The 20,786-nt window shown below is 46.9% G+C and carries 19 protein-coding genes, 1 tRNA gene and 2 rRNA genes; 5 read left to right on the forward strand and 17 right to left on the reverse strand.

Annotated elements, in window-relative coordinates; all coding sequences use genetic code 11:
* The first annotated feature begins 399 nt into the window (after positions 1-399).
* The 4 genes from GX659_02915 (at position 400) to GX659_02930 (ending at position 3,828) form a co-directional block, all read left to right on the forward strand.
* The gene (locus tag GX659_02915; protein NLD27742.1) at positions 400-861 is read left to right on the forward strand and encodes a PTS sugar transporter subunit IIA; all 462 of its coding nucleotides are present in this window, start codon (positions 400-402) and stop codon (positions 859-861) included.
* Positions 862-973: 112 nt separating this feature from the next.
* Positions 974-2,572, forward strand: coding sequence for a cation:proton antiporter (locus GX659_02920; protein NLD27743.1), 1,599 nt, complete (start codon positions 974-976; stop codon positions 2,570-2,572).
* A gap of 32 nt (positions 2,573-2,604) precedes the next feature.
* Entirely contained in the window at positions 2,605-3,699 is a 1,095-nt protein-coding gene (locus tag GX659_02925) for a mechanosensitive ion channel family protein (GenBank protein ID NLD27744.1), read from the forward strand.
* A 55-nt stretch (positions 3,700-3,754) separates the two neighbouring features.
* Positions 3,755-3,828 (forward strand) — tRNA-Met (locus GX659_02930).
* A 62-nt stretch (positions 3,829-3,890) separates the two neighbouring features.
* On the opposite strand, the gene GX659_02935 is transcribed toward GX659_02930, so the two are convergent.
* Positions 3,891-5,720, reverse strand: a complete 1,830-nt coding sequence (locus tag GX659_02935; protein ID NLD27745.1) for a hypothetical protein — start codon at positions 5,718-5,720, stop codon at positions 3,891-3,893.
* A 294-nt stretch (positions 5,721-6,014) separates the two neighbouring features.
* Here GX659_02935 and argF point away from each other — a divergent pair, with 294 nt between their 5' ends.
* Positions 6,015-6,938, forward strand: a complete 924-nt coding sequence (gene argF, locus GX659_02940) for an ornithine carbamoyltransferase (protein ID NLD27746.1) — start codon at positions 6,015-6,017, stop codon at positions 6,936-6,938.
* Between the two features lie 17 nt (positions 6,939-6,955).
* Here argF and GX659_02945 read toward each other — a convergent pair whose 3' ends face one another.
* The 16 genes from GX659_02945 to GX659_03020 form a co-directional block, all read right to left on the reverse strand.
* Positions 6,956-7,879, reverse strand: a complete 924-nt coding sequence (locus tag GX659_02945; protein NLD27747.1) for a protein-glutamate O-methyltransferase CheR — start codon at positions 7,877-7,879, stop codon at positions 6,956-6,958.
* 13 nt (positions 7,880-7,892) lie between these two features.
* Positions 7,893-8,510 (reverse strand): hypothetical protein, encoded by a 618-nt coding sequence (locus GX659_02950; GenBank protein NLD27748.1) that lies wholly within the window; start codon positions 8,508-8,510, stop codon positions 7,893-7,895.
* 134 nt (positions 8,511-8,644) lie between these two features.
* Positions 8,645-9,238 (reverse strand): hypothetical protein, encoded by a 594-nt coding sequence (locus GX659_02955; protein NLD27749.1) that lies wholly within the window; start codon positions 9,236-9,238, stop codon positions 8,645-8,647.
* 2 nt (positions 9,239-9,240) lie between these two features.
* Complete coding sequence (locus GX659_02960; protein NLD27750.1) at positions 9,241-11,175, reverse strand: cell wall metabolism sensor histidine kinase WalK; 1,935 nt, start codon at positions 11,173-11,175, stop codon at positions 9,241-9,243.
* Between the two features lie 131 nt (positions 11,176-11,306).
* Positions 11,307-13,289, reverse strand: a complete 1,983-nt coding sequence (locus GX659_02965; protein ID NLD27751.1) for a chemotaxis protein CheA — start codon at positions 13,287-13,289, stop codon at positions 11,307-11,309.
* A gap of 7 nt (positions 13,290-13,296) precedes the next feature.
* Positions 13,297-14,349 (reverse strand): chemotaxis response regulator protein-glutamate methylesterase, encoded by a 1,053-nt coding sequence (locus GX659_02970; protein ID NLD27752.1) that lies wholly within the window; start codon positions 14,347-14,349, stop codon positions 13,297-13,299.
* 12 nt (positions 14,350-14,361) lie between these two features.
* Positions 14,362-14,727, reverse strand: coding sequence for a response regulator (locus GX659_02975; GenBank protein NLD27753.1), 366 nt, complete (start codon positions 14,725-14,727; stop codon positions 14,362-14,364).
* A 14-nt stretch (positions 14,728-14,741) separates the two neighbouring features.
* Positions 14,742-15,236: a chemotaxis protein CheD gene (locus tag GX659_02980; GenBank protein ID NLD27754.1), complete on the reverse strand. Its 495-nt coding sequence runs from the start codon at positions 15,234-15,236 to the stop codon at positions 14,742-14,744.
* 9 nt (positions 15,237-15,245) lie between these two features.
* Positions 15,246-15,617 (reverse strand): response regulator, encoded by a 372-nt coding sequence (locus tag GX659_02985; protein ID NLD27755.1) that lies wholly within the window; start codon positions 15,615-15,617, stop codon positions 15,246-15,248.
* The gene (locus GX659_02990; GenBank protein NLD27756.1) at positions 15,610-16,035 is read right to left on the reverse strand and encodes a PilZ domain-containing protein; all 426 of its coding nucleotides are present in this window, start codon (positions 16,033-16,035) and stop codon (positions 15,610-15,612) included. The genes GX659_02985 and GX659_02990 overlap by 8 nt, the downstream gene beginning before the upstream one ends.
* Positions 16,036-16,049: 14 nt before the next feature.
* The gene (locus tag GX659_02995; protein NLD27757.1) at positions 16,050-16,535 is read right to left on the reverse strand and encodes a purine-binding chemotaxis protein CheW; all 486 of its coding nucleotides are present in this window, start codon (positions 16,533-16,535) and stop codon (positions 16,050-16,052) included.
* Between the two features lie 15 nt (positions 16,536-16,550).
* Positions 16,551-18,740, reverse strand: coding sequence for a methyl-accepting chemotaxis protein (locus GX659_03000; GenBank protein NLD27758.1), 2,190 nt, complete (start codon positions 18,738-18,740; stop codon positions 16,551-16,553).
* Positions 18,741-18,767: 27 nt separating this feature from the next.
* Positions 18,768-19,607, reverse strand: coding sequence for a protein-glutamate O-methyltransferase CheR (locus GX659_03005; GenBank protein ID NLD27759.1), 840 nt, complete (start codon positions 19,605-19,607; stop codon positions 18,768-18,770).
* A gap of 23 nt (positions 19,608-19,630) precedes the next feature.
* Entirely contained in the window at positions 19,631-19,999 is a 369-nt protein-coding gene (locus GX659_03010; GenBank protein NLD27760.1) for a response regulator, read from the reverse strand.
* A gap of 217 nt (positions 20,000-20,216) precedes the next feature.
* Positions 20,217-20,333, reverse strand: a 5S ribosomal RNA gene (gene rrf, locus GX659_03015).
* Between the two features lie 116 nt (positions 20,334-20,449).
* Positions 20,450-20,786, reverse strand: a 23S ribosomal RNA gene (locus GX659_03020); the annotation flags it as partial.

Consider the following 20,786-nt stretch of genomic DNA (forward strand, 5'->3'; position numbering starts at 1 on the left):
AAGTGGCGGAGCACTTTCAAGCTTAAACTTCTATCTAATTGATATTTATGACATATTAGCGTATTTTTAGAATCCAGCCGGCGTCGAAAAAATGGCCATATTCAGCTAAAATCGTCAAAATTATACCACCACCGACTAGGCCTATTAAGATAAAATCCCTGCCTTTTTATGCGGGGGTGGGTAGTTTGATTGATCTCAGCAAGACCATCACCTTCTACCCGAGCCCTCATCGCTCATATTCGCTTCGCCAGAGCAATTGTGTACTCCAAAACAGCAAACTCCAACTGCAACAGAGGTATGGGAATACCCTATCTCTATAAAAGCTACCTATTGATTTATTTCCATAAATGTGAGAGTTAGCCGCGCTCAGGTTATTTAAACCCGTCTGCGAGGATTCAGATGAATCTCAAGAAGATATTTACGGCGGGCTCGGTGACGGTCGATCTGCATGGCGGCAACAAGCAGGAAATTATCAGGGAGCTGATGCTCCTAATGGTGAGCTCGGGCCGGGTCAGATCATCGGATCTCGAAGGCGTAATCGACGCTATCGTAAAACGCGAGCTGCGCATGTCCACTGGCATGCAGGATGGGATAGCCATCCCTCATGCAAAGAGCAAGGCGGTCAAGAGTCTCGCTGCGGTTTTGGGGATCAAAAAAAACGGCATCGACTTCGATTCCATCGATGGAAAACCTTCGACCATCTTCATAGCGACCCTTTCGCCGGAAGAAAATCCCATCCCACACGTTCAATTTTTGGCTGAAATTAGCAAGAGGCTCCGAAGCGCTAACTTCAGAACGAACCTAATCAACTCGAACTCGGATGAGGAGCTGCTCGCCAACCTCATCGAAGGCTCGAAATGACAATCGAAAAGAACAGGCCATGAAAAAAACTTTATTTTTTCTTTTGCTTCTCATTTTTCCACCCCTCCTCCTTGCCTCAGACGGTTCGACCAGTTCAGATATGGGGGAGAGGATGACGCGCCTAATCCTCGAACTCGCTCTCATCATAATAGTGGCGAGGGGTTTTGGATATTTCTTCACAAGGGTTCTTAAGCAGCCGGCAGTGCTTGGCGAGCTTTGCGCAGGAATGATCATAGGTCCCTATGCGCTTGGATCACTTCCCCTGCCATTTATAGGCCCGCTCTTCATGCCCCATCACTCCTCGATTATTCCTCTTAGCGCCGAATTGTATGGAATCGCGACACTTGCCTCCATAATTTTACTTTTCCTTGTCGGTTTAGAAACGGACGTAACGGCCTTTCTGAAATACTCCGTTGCTGGAACGTTCGTAGGAATCGGCGGGCTTTTATTTTCATTCATATTCGGAGATCTGCTGGCAATCTTCTTCGGCGTCGCCGACAGCTTTCTGGATCCGAAGGCGCTTTTCTTGGGAGCGATATTGACAGCAACATCGGTAGGAATAACAGCCCGAGTTCTCTCCGATCAGAAGAAGCTCGATTCCCCTGAAGGCGTTACGATTTTGGCAGGAGCTGTCATCGACGACGTCTTCGGCATAATAGTTTTGGCCATAGTCGTCGGTATCAGCAAGGCATCCGGCATGGGAGAAGGCGACATAGAATGGAAGAGCATATCGATGATCGCGATCAAAGCCTTCGGATTCTGGATAATATGTACCGCGCTTGGGCTTTTGCTCGCCAGAAAGATAACGAAGGTACTGAAGTGGTTCAAATCCACCGACCTGATCGCCAGCCTTTCGCTGGGCTTGGCGCTTTTGCTCGCCGGCCTTTCGGAATTGGCGGGTCTAGCGATGATAATCGGCGCCTACATAGTGGGGCTTTCCTTGTCGCGCACGGATCTGGTCAACGAGGTGCACAATCACCTGAAGGGAATTTATTCCATACTGGTTCCGATATTTTTCTGCACGATGGGAATGCTGGTCGATTTTCAAGCGATGAAAGGAGTAATTCTCTTCGGGCTTGTGTATACAGCCTTTGCCTTTGCCGGAAAAATATTCGGGTGCGGAATCCCAGCGCTTTTCATGGGTTTTAACTTAAGAGGGGCTGCGAGGATAGGAATCGGAATGCTTCCGCGTGGAGAGGTCGCTCTTATCATAGCAGGTATCGGACTTTCATCCGGCATAGTCGGACCTGAGATATTCGGCGTTGCCATTATGATGACGCTTATGACGACCATCGCGGCCCCGCCGGCGATGATGAAGGTATTCAAGGGAGACTCCGGTCTCAGAAAGCCCCTCACAGCTGAGGAAACACAGCTTGAAAAAATCACCATCACCCTTCCCAATGCCGATATCGCGGAGTTCGTGACGACAAGGCTCGTAACGGCCTTTCGCAATGAGGAATTTTTCGTGCATAGAGCCGATTCTCGCCTCAGACTATTTCAGATAAGGAAGGATGACATAGTCATGACTTTGACTCAAAGGGGCGGCGTTATAACTGTAGAAACAAAAAGCAAATATGAGTCTCTGGCGAGGTTCGTCATGGCAGAGGAAATGCTGGATCTCGAAGGGGTCTTTGAAGCGATAGAGGGGATTGTCTGCGCAAGGAAGATAAGCGCCGACCTCATCTCCGGTGCACTAAATTGGAAGGCCTGAAAATGAAAAATCAAACCTTGATTGAAACTGTAATGTCCAAAATTCCAATTCCTGAAACCGCAGCAAGTGCCGGTCTATTTCTGGTCGCCATTTTCATCAGCAGAGTTTTTGGAAAATGGTTGGAAAGGAGGCTGGCAAGGTCGCAGAGTGAGGGTTTTATTGGCGAGTTCTTAACCAAGGAAAAGAAACTGCTCATACACAGCATCAGAATAATCGTATGGTTCGCATTTATCGTATTCCTATCGATGATATGGGCGGATTACATCGAAAAAATATTCTCCTCTGCGAAGTCTTTGTACGCTCCTATCATCAAGGGAGTAGTAATCGTCGTAATCGCACTGATGCTTTACAGGGCGATACATCTTGCCACCGAGATTTTGCTCTCCCGCCTCACCCCGGTTGCCGAGAAAGCGACCCTTCGCGGAAAACAGCGAATGAACAGCATCAGCCAGATATTCCGCTACGGATCATCAGCATTCATATTCTTCGTTGCCTCGCTGATGCTCCTTGAGACATTCGGAATCGATCTCAAGGCTATACTTGCGACGATAGGAGTTGGAAGTCTCGCGGTAGGCTTCGGCGCGCAGAGCCTTGTCAAGGATGTAATCGGAGGGGTATTCATACTCTGTGAAGACCAGTTCGGTGTCGGAGATATCGTGGACATAAACGGCGAAGGTGGTTTGGTTGAAAGGATGACATTGAGGATCACGCAGTTGAGAAATTCGGAAGGAACTCTCATAACAGTTCCAAACGGGTCGATAGTGAATGTCAAAAACTTCACCAACGAGTGGTCGAGGGTTGACTACAAGATATGCGTTGCGCTTAAAACGGATCTGGAGTTTGCGATCAAGGTGCTTTCTGATGAAGCCGAAAAATTAAAAAACGATATGCCTGAAGATATCACGGATAACCCTGAAGTTTTAGGTGTGGATGAGTTTCAGGACTCCGCTGTGGTTCTGCGCCTGTGGTTCAAGACGGCTCCGCTCAGGCAATGGGTGGTTCGGCGAGAGTTTAATAAGAGGGTCCATAAGCGTTTCAAAGAGGAAGGAATTAGCATCCCCTTCCCTCAGAGAACTCTCTGGGTAAAACCCGAGGGAATTACACTTCCACCCGGTGCAGAAAAATAGAACTCGGATAAACTTGACAGGAAGCGGAGGATGGTATATCCGCCTACCTCCATATTGCGGGGTAGAGCAGCCTGGTAGCTCGTCAGGCTCATAACCTGAAGGTCCTAGGTTCAAATCCTAGCCCCGCTACAAAAAGCCTCCAGTCGATCGGCTGGAGGCTTTTGATTTTCTGAATAGAAAGCATATCCGATCTAGCGCATTATCAGAGCAGGAGCTCTCATAAATGACAGCGATGAAGCGATAAAGGGCTGAGTCAGTCCGATCATTGCAGAGCTCGCCATCCCCGTCCCGCCTTGGACTGGACCCGGGATGGGCGTGCCCTGCGGAGTCTGCATTCCGAGCGATTGAAGTTTTGCTGGAATGGTAACCTGAAATTCGGTCCCTGCGTTGAAAAGTCCATAACTCTTCAAGTGTTTGTAGGTCATTATCAAGCCGGCTTTTTCGGCCAGTTCGTGGGCGGCCTTTAGCTCTATGCCAAGGCCTGGTGCCATATCCGGACGTTCTCTCTTCCCTCCCATTGCGGAGGCAGGGTCCCTAAAACCGACACCGTTATCCTTTACAGTAAATGTCAGGTTGTCATCGCTGACCGATGATGAAAACTCAACCATCGCATCGGATCCACGCCTCGCAGGATCCGAAAAATTGATGGCGTTATCCAAGAGGGTATTCAGTATTTTGAATAGATCAATTTGGATCTCCTGAGGAATCGCTAGGTCTGTCTCAGCAGTTGTCATCTCAACCCGCACTCCAAGCTTCTTCGCCAAATGGTTCTTGAACCCGAGGACCTTACTCATCATTCCGCTCGCAGTGCCCATACCATGGTAAATGCGCAGCAGCCTCAAAGACCAGCTCTGGCGATCCTCATATGAACGATGGAGCCCTATCTGTTCGATGAGAGAAAGGTTTCCATCTACTTGGCGGAGTGCCTTTTCCATATTTGTTTCCGTGGCGAGAATCGTATGGAGCCAGTTGGCATTGAAGGTCGGATCCGTAACGAACGCACTGGCAAGCTGATTCACCATCCCCCGAAGGCCCCGATTCGCATCGAGCAGCGCTACAACGGCCTCCCTAAATCTTTCAGTTTCCTTTCTGGCGAGATCGAGCTCTTCTTCCGTTGGGATCCTGTCCACAGGAAGAAAATGTCCGGCCAGAATAGATGGAAGATTTTTTTCAATCACCCATATCGTCTTTTGATAGCTGTGCAGAATCTGCTCGGCATCTGAAAAGAATCTTTGATGAAGTGCCGCCACCGTCGGTGCTCGTTCTCCTCCCATAAGGAAAGACAGATTGACCGACTGAAGATCGCTTGCTTTGTCAGGATGTTCAGATTCCTCCAGGTTCAAAAGAAAATTATTCAGCTTCTCCTGCGTGGAGGCAAGCAGCCCTCTAACAACGCCCCACTCCTGAGAAACATTCTTTTCTGCACTTTCTTTAATCTTATCTTCCTCGGCGATGCTTTCACCTCGGTATCTGGAATATATTCTGTAGAGACCATTCCAGAATGCTTTTAGCCTCCCGCCGGTTCCCCTGGCGTTACGAAGGGCTTCGATCGCCCTGAATGCCTCATCGACCACATCGCGAGCCCCCTTCGGCCTGTTGAAAAATCTGATTATGATGGCGACCAAAAAAGCTCCAAGCCCGCCAAGCGTACCCCATATCCAACCGCGGAACTCCTCTATTTTTTCGTGATACTTAAGGACTCTGCGATTGCACTCTTCATTTATCATGATGAGTCTTTCCATCCGCTCCTTGCAAATCGGCCTTTCCTCATCACTTACATCGGCACAGAGCCTTTCCCTTTCGGATTTACCTTCGAGGATCCTTTTAAAGCCTCTGCATAGTTCAACCGCAGGTTGGCGCTCATCAACCATAAAATCCGGGATGAAGCTACGCATCAGACTATATTCCTGATCGATATTGAAATCTTTCGGATTGCCCATGCAATAAGGGGCAACGAGAACTCCGCCACAGAGGTGCCTGCTATAGAATTTTATTTCCGATCCGGGTATCTGGGCCGACATAATGACCTCCCTATGCTACCCCCGCCCGAATCCTAATAGAAGTCGTATAAAATTTTCAAGGGATTATTGAAAAAAATGAGGATTTCGTCAAATTTCGTTACAAACTCCGTCAGACGGAGCAAAATTTAACCCTCCCTTTCCCTCTGGTGTAGATTTAAAGCTTAGAATTAAACTATCAAAATAAGTATTTGTTATATATTGCTTTTTAAATATTTTATCCCTTATGGAATCGACTTGCCCTAAAGAGCAGGCCCTGATATTAGCACGGGCCAGTCAAAGAACAGGAGAAGGCAAATGACACGATCACTCAGGACCCTGAAGGATATCACATCGCAGGAATTCACCCAGATACTGGAGAGGACTGGAAGGGTTAAAGCTGCCATAAAGAGCAGGAAGCCAATAGGAAGTCTCGACAATCGGGTCGTCGCCCTTCTCTTCGAAAAGCCCTCGACGAGAACCCGAGCAAGCTTTGAATCGGCCATTGCAAGGCTCGGCGGAACCCCGGTTTACCTCCCTTCTGCCGACCTTCAGATGAAACGCGGCGAACCGGTCAAGGACACTGCACGCATGTTCGGCAACTATTTTGATGCTATCGTTGCAAGGGTTTACAGCCACCAGACCATCCTTGAATTGGATGAATTCGCAGGAGTACCTATAATCAACGGCCTATGCAACCTGGCACATCCAACACAGGCCATCTGCGACCTGTTCACGGTAAAAGAGGTTAAAGGCGACCTGAAGGGTTTGACGCTGGCCTACATAGGCGATGGCAACAACGTCTGCCATTCCCTTCTCCTTGCCTGCGCGCACGCCGGCATGAACATCAACGTCGGCTGCCCTGATGCATACGGGCCAAAAGAGGAATTTGTAAATTATGCGAAGGATATCGCTCAAAAGAGCGGTTCCAAGATCGCTATAATGAGCGATCCGCGGGAAGCGGCTTGTAGCTCCGATGTTCTCTATACCGACACTTGGGTGAGCATGGGTGAAGAATCGGAGAAGGAAAAGAAGTTGAAAGATTTCCAGGGATATCAGATCAACAAGGAACTTCTGGGACTCGCCAACAGGGGCGCAATAATCATGCACTGCCTGCCCGCTTATCGTGGGTACGAAATAACCGAGGAAGTGATGGAAGGACCGAACTCCGTTATCTGGCAACAGGGCGAAAACAAGATGCACGCCGCAGCCGGAGTCCTCGATTTCTTCTTCGGCAAATGATCACGGCCAAATTCTTTTCATCTTCTGCGATCAGAATTTTCTTCGTATCCCTCCTCGTTTAATTCCCTTATTATGGAATCTATCTTTTCCTGTGATAGAACGTCGGAGGCGACGAAAGATTTGGAATAATCCTCAATCCTCCTCTCGTATATTCTGAGAGCGCTATTTCTGGCGACAAATTTACCAGAGGCGGCACCTACCAGAGATTCACACATCCCAAGAATAAGTTTTCCCCCCGGGTTCAGGCATTCGCAGAGTTTTAACTGGGTTTCCTCCTGCAGCTCCTTATTGAAGTATATGAAGGTGTTTCTGCAGAAAATTATATCGTTGAAGCGAAAGGGCCTATCGGTAACCACGTCATGCCGTTTAAAATGCACCATCTTCCTGATGGACGGCGCAACTTCAAAGTCATCGCCGGATTTGATAAAATATTTATCACGACGTTTTCGCCCTATTTCCTTTAAATCAGAAAATCCAAAGACCCCCGCCCTCGCCTTCGTTATCGCCGAGATGTCTATGTCGGTGGCGACAATGGAACAGGAGATTTTTGAGCCTAAACCTTCTATGCAATCAGATACGGCTATCGCTATGGAATATGGCTCCTGTCCGGTGGAACATCCGCAACTCCAGATCCTTATCATCCTGTGTTTTTTTGTCAGTTTTTCCTCGATGATGTTGGGAAAAACTACCCTCTCAAGCTCATCGAACAGCTCAGGATTTCTAAACATCCCGGTGACGTTTATTGATATCGCATCGAGCAGCTTTGACTGTTCGGAGGGATCTGTTCGCAAGCGTTCGGCATAGTCAGAATACTTGGAAAGCTCAAGGGCCCGCATCCTGCCGACGATCCTTCGGTTTAGAGTTCCTTCCTTGTACAGGGAAAAGTCGAACCCCGTCCTTTCATGGATGACCTTCAGTATTTCGATAATATCGCTGTTCAAAAGACACCGCCTGTCAAATTGCGCCATCAACGCCGAGAGCCACCATTATATTCTTGAAAGATTCCGCGTCGGGCATGAAGAGAAAATACGTCTGCAGCTTTTCACCTTTTATCGAAAACTCGGTATCCACAACCAATATATCATCAACATCTCTGCAAAATTCTGCAAGGATGACATCTGAAAGAGCTCCTGCCATGTCACTGGCATACTCCGGAACTGATTGCATTACCTGGAAATTTACAATCTTGGATATCGCGATCAGATAAGATCCGGAAATGATGCTCATCGTTTCTTTGATCGAAGATATTCCCACCTCATCGCAGGAGGATGAACTACCCGGCGCTCTGCCGCTCAAGATATCGGCTAGGGAAAGAACTGTCTCATAGTCAAAGGTCATCATCATAGCGCCCGATATTCCCTCGCTAAGGCGCATGTACACCGCAGATATGGCGGACTCCGCACCGCCGAAAATTTCGGTAAAATCGGAGATATTTCGCAAACGCACGGAAGGAACAGAAAGATCAACCCGCCTTTTCAGAAGGGAGGAAAGTGCCGTAGCAGCATTTCCAGCGCCTATAGTCATGACCTCTCTCAGGGCATCAATTTGGGCGGAAGTTATCGATTTTTCCATCTCATCTCTCCTGTTAAAAATAATTAGCGATTAGACTTCATAAAACGACTGGCTATATTTAGCAATTCCTTGCCGTAAACCGGCTTATCGTCTATAGCCAACACAGCCCATTCAGATGCCATCAATCCCCCGGCTCAAGCTTTAAGAGAATAAAGCAAGGTATCCACTGAATCTTTGGAAGGACTAAAAACAATATATGCCTCTATTTTTGCGTCGAGCTGCATAAATTCGGTCTTTATACATATCACCTCATCCATCCCCTTTCCAGAGGTCTTCAATGACAAAGATATATCCGACAAGTTTCCTCTGAAAATATTGGGGGAAGTTATGTTAAATTTGAGACCTGCCAGTTCAGAGAGCGAATTCAAGTAGGCAGCTAAAACGATATTGCCCACCTCTGAAATAACGGAGAGTTCGTAAGCATTAACATCTTCCTTGCCGCGCTCTTTTAGAACTGGCATGAGAGAAACCAGATGCCGCGCATAGTCATTTTTCATAAAAAATGAAATATGCCCGCGTATATCTCCGCTTATGCCGGTATTTAAAAGAAGATACTCCGATAATTTATCCATCGATCCTGCGAGGACGTCTATCGCCATGACCTCTACAGATGGTATGGCGATCATTATCTTTCTATTCATCAGCTTGGACAGGGCTATCGCTGCATGACCGGAACCTATGTTGGCAGCTTCAGAAAGGGCGCTTTTCTGCATCTCAGTTAAGTACATATTCAGGCATCCTCCTTGATTGGAATTGTAAAATAAAAACAGGAACCCTTTCCATACTCGGACTCAGCCCATATCTTACCCCCATGTAGCTCTACAATCTCCTTGGAAATCGACAAACCGAGGCCGGTGCCGCCGGGCTTCCTTGTCGTCGAAGTATCGAGCTGTTCGAATTTTCTGAACAGCCTGTGCATGTTCTCTTTTTTGATTCCAATTCCATTGTCCCTTACCGATACGACCAGCGAGTTCTTGAGCTTGGCAAAGACCTTTGCATCTCTAAGAAAGGAAGGAAATTTTCTCGAGCTCGAAAGAAAAGTTGAGATATCAATGGAGCCTCCCTCTTTGGTAAATTTTATTGCGTTGCTCAGCAAGTTAACCAAAACTTGGGAAATACGGTCACGATCGAGAAGTGTTTTTGGCAGTTTTAGATTAGCATCGTATTTAATATTTATGTTCCTCGTCGTAGCCAGAATCTTAATTGCACCTGCAACTTCCGCAATCAATTTGTTTATATCCGCACTAACCAAATTAAGATGTAATTCCCCGGTCTCTATCCTCGAAAGATCGAGCAGATCGCTTATAAGCTGAGCGAGACGGTCTATGTTTCTCATCGCTATAGAAAGAAAGCGCTTTTGGGGCTCCGACGCTCTCCCTGCTGTCTCATCCTGAAGCAGCATCACCGACTCTTTGATGGCAGTAAGAGGAGTTCTGAGCTCATGAGATGCGGTGGAAATAAATTCAGATTTCAGCCTGTCGACTTCTCTCGCCTTTGTAACATCCGAGATCAGGATAACCCATCCGCTCTTACGCCCAAGCACATCGGCCATAGGAGTGATGGTCAATTCCATGATAACTTCCACATTATTCCTGTCGAACCTGATCTCCCTTCGCGCTATACCCTCCAAGGATGAAAAGTCCTTAAGGATGGAATAGATCTGACCGATCTTGACAGTATCCCATATCGGAAATCCGTATTTAAACTCCGTTATGCCGAGCAAATTTTTTGCAGAGGGATTGATCAGCGTCAGATTATATTGGTTATCTATCGCTATCACACCTTCAGCCATGGCATTGAGAATTGATTCCAAACCGATTTTTGAATCCGCAAGGTGCCTCTTTACGCTATCATAGTCTGAAAACATCGCGAGAACCTGCGCGAACACTCCAATGACTACCATATCATCGTCTGATAAGAAGCGGGAATCTCCTGTGGATATCAGCAGATAGCCGACTGTTCTGTCGGCTATCCTCAGCGGGACCACCCTCTTGTTTTTAAGAGAAAGCCTGGATGAATCGCATTTCCTGAGATTTGTGGATATAACGTTGAGAGGGAATCTCACATCCCTGTCAAGTTCTCCAGCATTGCTCTCATCGAGAATAGAAGCGTGTATCGATTCGACATCTTTGTCTGATGGTTTCGAATCGCAGGCAAGTATGAGAGTATCCGAGTGTTCATTTCGTGTGAATATTGCAAAGAGTTCGACCGGATATGAATCCTTAAGAATCTCAAAAACAGGTAGAACTACATTGTTGATGTCATACCCGGAAGAGAGGACCGTTGAAAGTCTGTTTATGAGACTGAATTGATCTACTTTTTTTGCCTTTTCCCTGGATAGGGCGACATCTACAAGCAGCTCCACTGCGTGCGAATCCACTATTCTGGTTTCTTTTGGAACGATGGAGTAGAGAGTCTTCTGATATTCTCTGGAACCCGAGAGCTCCATTATTACATCGATCTTCTCTTTCCCTACGAAATCGAGTATATTGGTTCCGGTTTTTACCCCTCGAGCATCCGCATTTATCATAGCCTTGGAACTTTTTGTCGTATCGCAGAGCCCAACGACTTCAACGGAATCTATATCGAGGAGCATGTCCAGAAGGAACGGTACTCCGTCGCCGCCACCCACAATAAGAATCCTTGACTTTGAAGCGGATGACATTTTTTTCAATTCCCCCTGTTATGCGGTCGAGTTTTCTTGCAAGTTGTTAATCACCACTTCACATACTGATTCACAGGAACATCACCATTTGTAGCAACACCGACAATGTTATGCCCCTTCCGCTTCCTAATTCAATTCAGAGTGAGAACGTCAACAACGAGGGCGATTGAACCGCTGCCTAGTATCGTGGCTCCGGCAATGCCCTTGACCCCCTTGAACTCTTTGGAAAGTTGCTTTATGACTATGTCCTGTTGGTTGAGCAGCCTGTCCACCATCGCTGCGTATTTGCGCTCTCCGTCGTCAACTATGAGAGCGTAACCCTTTGAAGATTTTTCACATGGTGCATCGGCGACTGACAGTTTGGTGGAAAGAATTTCATTTATTCGCATGAGAGGAATAACTTCTCCTCTATGCACTATGGTTTCGGCATTTTCTATCGACCTAATATTTAAACTGGTAACCGGCGCTATTTCAACCACGCTGGATATTGGAAAAGCAAAAAATCTCTCTTCAACACCTACTATGAGAGATTTTACAACGGCAGTAGTGATGGGAATCTTCATGCTTATCTTAGTGCCAAGATGCGCTTTGGATTCTATCAGGATGGTTCCGCCGAGCATCTCCGCTTTATTTTTTACAACATCCATTCCGACGCCTCTGCCCGATATCTCCGAAACGGATCTTGCAGTGCTGAATCCTGGCATGGCTATTATCATTAAAATTTCGTCATCGGACATTTGAGAAAGCTGCGCCTCAGTGGCAAGCCCCCTTTCTATTGCACCCATCTTAACGGCTGATATATCCACCCCTTCTCCATCATCAGAGACCGATATGACCACATAGTTTTTCTCACGGACAGCGGACAGCATCACCCTGCCTTCCTCCGCTTTTTTATTTCTTTTTCTTTCTTCAGGTTTGGCAATCCCATGATCTACCGCATTTCTAATCAAATGAATCAATGGGTCGGCTATTTCATCTAAGACCGCTCTATCGAGCTCTATATCTCCACCGATCATTTCAAACCTGATTTTTTTACTCTCTTTCATCGCAAGATCCCTGACGACCCTGGGAAACCTGTCGAAAATCTGTGCGACCGGGACTAGCCTCGCCTGCATAATCTCGTTCTGAAGGTCATCAACGAGTCTGTTGAGCGGATCTATGGAAGCTTTAAGGTCGGCCTCTCCAAGGCGATCGGCTATTTCTCCAATTCTCAGCTTCGCTATCGCGAGTTCCTCCACCAAATTCATCAGTCTGTCTAGCCTCTGCACATCAATCCTGACACTGGAAATTCTCTTTATTTGCTCAGCTTGCTGGCCGGTTTTTTTTCTAGCATCTTCGACAGAGAATTGGCTCGAAGAATCATCATAACCGTACCAGTCATCTTCCACGGGTATTTCGTAAACCTCCACCTCGGCAATTTCCAATATATCGGCAACCCTCTCCTTTACAGAGTTGGGAGGTTCTCTGGTTATAAACACACATCCAAAGGAAAGATCGAATTTGTCAGCTTCAATAGACTCGCTGTCCGGAAAGGACTTTATCACCTCTCCAACCTCATGAAGAGTTCTGAAAACCATGAACGCCCTGACGTTTTTCAAAACACAGCCTTTGTCGAGAGTCACCTTGACATGATAGCAGTTATATCCGTCTCTTTTCACCCTGGCCAGGGTCCTCTTTTCAAAAACATTGAGGCTTATATCTTCGGATATTTTTTCTTCCTCAAAAACATGCTCCTTCTTGATGGAGGAGTTAAGAGAGTTGATCAGCGAAGCGACATCGCCATCAAATGCCTTGGATTCAGCTGTAGCTGCCACCATTCTTTCAAGGGTATCGACGCATGAAAAAAGAGTAGTGATTTCTTTTTCATCCAGAGCGCTCTCCCCGTCCCTCACTTGCGAGAGCAGATCCTCCATCTTATGAGAAAGATCTGAGATGTCGTTATATCCCATGCTGGCGGAGATGCTTTTTAGCGTATGAGCTGCGCGAAAGATCGAGTTTAACGCCTCTACGTTGGCTCGATCTTTCTCTAGAATCAAAAGGCTCGAATTGAGCAGCTGCAGAAGCTCATCCGATTCCTGCAGATATATTTTTTTGTATTCCTCTTTCCCAGACATGGCCCGTTTACCTCAAAATTCGATGAATTTCCTGTGCTATCCCACTCAGTGGCAGAACTTTGTCCGCAAGATTCGCAGATACCACGCTCTTAGGCATTCCATATATGACCGAACTGGCTTCATCCTGGGCTATCACAACGCCACCTGCGCTTTTAATCGCCGACGAGCCCAAAGTCCCATCGCTTCCCATTCCTGTCAGTACTACTCCAACCACCATGTTAGAAAAAGAAGCCGCGGCAGACTTCATCGTAAAGTCAGCACAGGGTCTCAGACCGAAAACAGGAGGTGCATCACTCAGGGTGATTATCGGTGTTTGCAATGTACCGGATATTTCCAGATGAGAACCACCCTTTGCCACCACCGCCTCTCCAGCGTGCAAAATCATTCCGTTTGCGGCCTCACGAACTGATATCTGGGATATTTTATCTAATCTTTCAGCCAGGGACTTTGTAAATCCTGCCGGCATGTGTTGCACAACCAGGATGGCAGCGGGAATATCTTTCTCGATGGCAGGCAGAAGTATAGCCAAAGCCTGGGTTCCGCCAGTTGAAGATGCTATAATGATAATTCTTTTCATGTGCTCGACCTTGCCGGTTTTTTTTGCAGCGCACTTGCTAGCTTCGGCATAGATGAGTTTTAATTTGTTCACCGGGACCCGGGCGGCGTTTTTAACCTTGGCAAGAATATTTGCCGCAACTTCATCGATATTTAACGAGATCACACCGCTTGGCTTGGTCACAAAATCCACAGCCCCGTACTCCAGCGCTTTCAAAGTTTGTTCGGAGTCTTTGGCCGTAAAAGCACTAATTATCACGCACGGAGTGGGCATTTCGCTCATGATGTAGCCAAGAGCATCAAGGCCGCTCATCACCGGCATCTCGATATCAAGGGTTATAACATCAGGTTTAAGTGAATTGGCGCTTTCGATGGCTTCCTTACCATCCTTTGCAACGGCGATAACATTTATATCAGGATCCGAAGAGAGTATCTCCACTATCTTCTTGCGCATGAAAGCGCTGTCATCCGCAACCAAGACTCTTATCTTACTTTTTTCTATCATTGATCCCCTCTGTCACTCGCCTATGACACGAACCACTTCTTCGATTAGGACTTCAGGCCGAAACGGCTTTATGATGAAACCTTTTGCACCAGCCTGTATTGCTTCAACAACCATCCCCTGATTGCCAAGGGCGCTGACGACGAGAATTTTTGCATTTGGATCGAATGACATTATTTCGCGGGTCGCCTCTATACCGTTTTTATCGTTCATGACTATATCCATGGTGATGATATCCGGACGATGTTCCCTATATTTTTTCAAGGCGTCATCACCGCTCACCGCCTCTGCAACGATCTGATATCCATGTTTCAGCAAGATATCCTTGATCAGCTCCCTCATAAAACTTGCATCATCGGCAACTAGAACCCTTTTTTGCATACGTCCTCCGCCAATCAGGTGGTTTTGTCTGCGGCATTTATACTCTTTATTAACATCTGCAAAGTTTTCGTAAAAAACAAAACCGAGCGCCCGTAATTGCCACCTACATCTGAGGCCACCAGAGGTATTCCAAGGTCATCCAAAACTGCCAGCGCAGTCTCATAGTTCCTGGCGCCTATGCCAGGCGCCGAACTCTGAATTGAAGGAAACATATTTGCGCCGCCGGCGATTTTCGCCCTCAGGTTAAGGCGTTTTCCTCCAATTTTTAAAATTCCATCCACCAACTCTCTAATGCCGGAATCGACGAACTTCGAATTCTTGTGACGGGCGGAAGATCTGGCTGCTGATCTTTCCGGCAACATAGCATGCAGAAGCCCGGCTGAATGCGCCACACAATCATATATAGCAACGCCGAGACAGGAGCCCAATGCCTTGGTTTCAAGAACGAGAGGAACTCTCACGACAGCGCTCTCAGCTATTCCGACAATAACATTTCCTTCAAGAGTCATCTCAAATGATCACCTTGCAAGTTTTTCGACTGCAGCAAGAATTCTGGCGGATTCGAAAGGCTTTACTACAAAGTCTTTCGCGCCAGCCTGTATTGCTTCAACAACAAGTTGTTGCTGCCCCATGGCGCTTACAACCAGTATCACCGCGCGTTCATCGGATTCGATTATTTGTTTGACCGCATCAATCCCATTCATTTCGGGCATTATGATATCCATCGTAACAAGGTCAGGTTTTAGCTTCGTGTACATTTCAACCGCTTCCTTTCCGTTGGCGGCCTCTCCAGCTATGCGATGTCCGGCTTCCTTGAGAATATCTGAAAGCATCTTCCTCATGAATATTGCATCATCTACAATTAAAATATTCATTTTCTTCTTAGTCATGACGCCCTCCGGTTTCATCCTTTCTACTGGTTCTATCTGTCGGCCAATCGGACAATCCTATGAATTCATACATCCTGGCGAAACAGAAGTCGGCGAAGAGGCGCCTTGCCTCATTGCTGATATTTTCAAATGCAATGCCATACTCATGTCGTCCAGTGGAATTTTCCGATGTGCGTACTATACGCCCTCTTATCTTGAGAGATTCTCCACCTGAATCTCCGAGTAATATTTCAAGGTCTATCAGAGAATCGGATGGAAGATCTTCCTCAGCAATGAGGAGACAGCCTCCTGCGCTTATATTACCCGACTTGGCAGCGCGTTTCTCCCCGCCTCCGGAAACGGAATAAAGAACCTCGATGGGTATATCGAGTCTTGCGCTCTTCCTTCGTTCACCTTCGCTGTTTCGGGAATCGGTCATTTGGAATCTGCCTTTTATTGTTCCGTCTGCACTGGAAGATGTGCGCTCTCTTCCTTGCTGAGTATGCTACCAGCATCCAGGACAATGATGAGCCTATCCTGAAACTTACCAACACCCTTTATGAATTCCGCATGGACTTTGGATTCAATCATCGCAGGAGTCGGCTCCATATCATTTAAGGGCATGCGAATAACCTCTGGTACCTCGTCCACTATTAAGCCTATTTTGCTATCCCCAACTTCGACAATTATTATTCTGGCGATATCCGTTCTTAGCGAATTTTTGATGGCGAAGCGTTGCGCCAGATCCATAACAGCCACTATCTGCCCTCTCAAGTTCAGCACCCCGGTTATAAAGTCGGGGGCCTTGGGCATGGGAGTTATTTCCTGCATTCTGATAATTTCCCTGACTTGCGATATGTCCAAAGCAAACTCTTCATCAGCAAGCCTGAAGACCACCAATTGGAGCTCTTCGGATACGGATTTATTTTTGTCATTCATTTAGTTGCTCGCTTTTTATAAAGTTTGTGAGTTCTTTTTCGCATGCCTCTTCTGAGGAAGAGCGTCTTCAGGGCCGGTAGAATCAAGTCTGAATTGTCCCACCATATCTCGCAAGGCTATACCCATGTCAGCGAGTTCTTGAGCGCTGGAAACAAGCTCTTCCATAGAAGCGGTCATCTCCTCCGATGAAGCGCTCGCTTCTTCAGTGGCTGCGGCGGTCTCTTCAGCTACCGAAGCTATATCAGAGACGGCTTTAGCGACCTGTTTTGCGCTGGAAGCCTGTTCCTGGTTAGCAGAGGAAACATCTTCCACCATCGCAGCGAGCCTTTCAGAACTCTTCACAATCTCAATAAGCCCTGAGCCGAGCCTTTTGGTGATCTCGTTTATCTCTTCCGCATCCTGGGCGGCACCCTGTATGCTGAGAACCGCGTCGCCTGTATCCTGTTGTACATCTTTTATGAGCTTTTCGATCTCTTCGGCAGATTTAGCGGATGCCTCTGCAAGTTTTCTGACTTCCTCTGCAACGACGGCAAAACCTCGACCATACTCACCAGCCCTTGCTGCCTCTATGGCCGCGTTTAAGGCCAGCAGGTTTGTCTGATCTGCAATGCTGGTTATCACGTCCACTATTTCTCCTATCTGATCGGACCTCTCCCCGAGTTTTTTTACAGAATCAACAGATCTCCCGACAATCTCCGAGATTTTAGTCACCTTCCGTTGGGTTTCTGTAGCAGCTTCGCTCCCTTTTTGAGATATCTTGAGAGAACCGGCAGCCTCGTTTGCAGCATGCTGCGCGCTAACTGAGACTTGACTTATAGCAGCGGACACATGTTCCATCACCTTTTGAGTTTCATCTATTCTCTGCGCCTGCGACTCGGTTCCTTTTGATATCTGCTGGACGGTAGATGAAACCTCTTCCGTCGTGGCATTCATCTGCTGAGCGGTCGAAGAAAGCTCCTGTGAAGAGACGGAGATTCGCTCAGAAGTCCTCAGGATCTGCGAGACCATCCCTCGCAAAGTGGCGATCATATCCTGTAACGATTTTGAAAGATCCCCTATCTCATCGTCGGTTTTTTCATCAGGAGAGACAGATAGGTTCCCAGAAGCAACCTGTTTGGCAACCAATGACATCCTTATCATCGGGCCTGCAATTATGCCTGAAAGGTAAAGAGCTGCGAACGCAACTGCGACAACCGAAAAGACCACGATCAGGATGACCCAATTCCTGAGAGCGAAGACAGGTGCGAAGGCCTCGTCATAGTCCATCTTTGATATTATATGCCACCCGAAATCCGTCGCAAAGTTTTCACCGAGCCCAAGAGCCCGATAGCTTTCGATGACCTTGTTGCCCTTATAATCTTTCGCTATCAGATTTCCGCTGGCATTTTTAATAGCGGATCTTCCAGCATCGGTATCGATTTTTGCTTTCAAAATTCTAAAGGCATTGTCAAATCTCGAATCGCTTCTCACTAAAAGATCATCGCCTATCAAGAGCGATTCTCCAGTGCGGCCCAGACCTGTAGCATCATTGACAAGATCGTTTATCCTATCCGTTCCAACCTGAAACGCGATGACGGCTATCACGGACCCATCGGAAGCCTTAACCGGTACCCCCACAAAAAATGCAGGCGAATTGCTGGGCGCGTAAATTGAAAAATCTTCAAAAACCACTTTTTTTTGTTTAATGACCTTTGACCAGAGCCTCGCCAATCCAGAATTACTTAAACTGCCGGTCGTAAGATTTGTTCCGAGATCACTTTCCCTTGTATATGTGTGCATCACATGACCATGCGTGACGCACATAAAGAACATATCGTAGTAACCAAATGTCTTAGAATAAAAATCAAAAAACGGCGCGATCTCGGCTTGTATTTTTTTATATTCCTCCGTAGTGATGTCAAAAACGCCACCATCCCTTGCTCCGCTCGAGTCGTGATATCTATTCAACCTTTCAAAGGCCAATCTCGTATTGCCGAGCTGCGCCAAAAGCGTGGCATTAGCAGAGAGCTCCTCGAAATAATGCAAGACCAACCTCCCTTTTAATTCATTGATGGAGGTAAGCTCCGAAAAAATCTTTTTCTCCAAAGCATTTCTTGAATTTGAATACGCAAGAACGCTAGTGACGAGAAGAGGAAGCAAGGCTATCAGAAGAAACCACACGAGCAGCTTTCCCTTCAATCCACTTAAAAATTTTCTAGTACGCATCATCCCCCCTAATTTTGGCTGAAACCGCTACCCGGATTTACCCTTTCTGAATATCCTCAGATTCGCATCGCTGAGATCAAACAAACCCCTCATTTCATCAGGTACGCTCTCCACAAGTCCCATTACTAAATATCCATTATCATAAAGTTTTTCAAATATTCGTCGCATAACTAAAAGCTGTAGATTTCTTTCGAAGTATATAAAGACATTTCGACACAATATCAAATCAAAGATTTCAGCCCTGAGCTCCTTGGTAAGGTCATGGCGCACAAAATTTACCGATTTTCTGAGTTTTTCAGGGAGCGACCACCCCTCACCCTCCTTCGGCTCGAGATTTTTTCGGCATAAAGCGCGAAAATCTTCCCGCAAACTTACAATTTCCGAATCAGCAATGCTGAAAGTTCGGGCATCTTCAATTGAATTTTCATCTATATCCGTGCCTAATAGTTTTATTCTATCTGGATCGTAGGAGCTGCCGAGGATCTCCAGGAGGAGGATCAGAACGGAATATGCCTCGCGTCCGGTTGCACAGGCAGAGCTCCAAATGCGAATTTCTCCGCCGCTTGAATACTTTTTCAAATTTAAAATTTCGGGAATAACCTTTGTTCGAAGGGAATCGAAGACCTTTGGATCGCGAAACAGTTCGGTAACATTTATAGTGATTTTATCGACGAGAAAATCCATCTCCGCAGGATCGGATTCCAAAAGCTCGAGATACTCCTCCAAATTTGGACGCTTTGCCAAAAGCGCTCTGGTTGCTATCCTTCTTGCCAGAAGAGGCTTCCTATATTGCGAAAAATCGAGACGACGCTCAGATTTGATTTTCTGAATTATAGAATCGATCACTTTTAGATTCTGTTTGACCATCCATCTCCATAAGATCGAGACTTCTATTTTTTGAGCATAGCGGCTATCTTATCAAGTAGAACCTTTCCGTCGAACGGCTTGGTCATATAGGCGTCGGCACGTACATCATCGCCGATATTTTTATCACACTCCTGCCCCCGCGCAGTAAGCATCAGCACCTTGATGTGCATAAATTTGACGTCGAATTTCAGGAGGCGACAAACCTGGTAACCATCGAGCTTCGGCATCATTACATCCAGTATGATCAAATCGGGCTGGATAGTTTTCGCCTTATTTAACCCCTCCTGACCGTCGTAAGCGGTTTCAACCTGATACCCCTGTGATTCAAGACGAAACTTAATCGTCTCAACCAGATCAACTTCATCATCGATTATGAGAATCTTTTTGGGCATCTCTCCTCCAAGTTACGACACACAAAGGCATATTAAAAAAAGATATCTACCCTCTAAAAAGAACCGGCTGACCTATATATTACAATTTTAGATTTCTGTAAAAAGAAAACCCGGAGCAGTATCGGGATTTTCTCCAAAAACTACCCGCTTAATCAAAAACGCAATGCACTTGAATGCAGAAAACCCCAAGGATTCCTCCTTGGGGTTTTCAAGTTTAATCCGGCAACGTCCTACTCTCCCACCGACAAACAGCGGCAGTACCATCGGCGCTGAGGGGCTTAACTTCCGAGTTCGGAATGGGATCGGGTGGGACCCCCTCGCCATAGCCACCGGAAATTCTGATTCTGTTTTAAACGTAGCGATACAACATCGAATGAGGCCTCGATCGTCCGAGTGATTAAGCTCGGACTTATTCCCCTGCCCGCCGTTTTAGCAGCGGGCAGAAAAACTATTGATCAAGCCGAACGGCCGATTAGTACGGGTTAGCTCCACGCATTGCTGCGCTTCCACACCCCGCCTATCAATCTCGTAGTCTTCGAGCGGCCTTCAGGGAGATATTATCTTGGAGGCGGCTTCCCGCTTAGATGCTTTCAGCGGTTATCCGGTCCGTACATAGCTACCCGGCTGTGCCGTTGGCACGACAACCGGTGCACCAGAGGTACGTCCATCCCGGTCCTCTCGTACTAGGGACAGCTCTCCTCAAATCTCCTGCGCCCACGGCGGATAGGGACCGAACTGTCTCACGACGTTCTGAACCCAGCTCACGTACCACTTTAATCGGCGAACA

It is taken from the genome of Myxococcales bacterium (genome assembly GCA_012513515.1).
Lineage (GTDB): Bacteria > UBA10199 > UBA10199 > 2-02-FULL-44-16 > JAAZCA01 > JAAZCA01.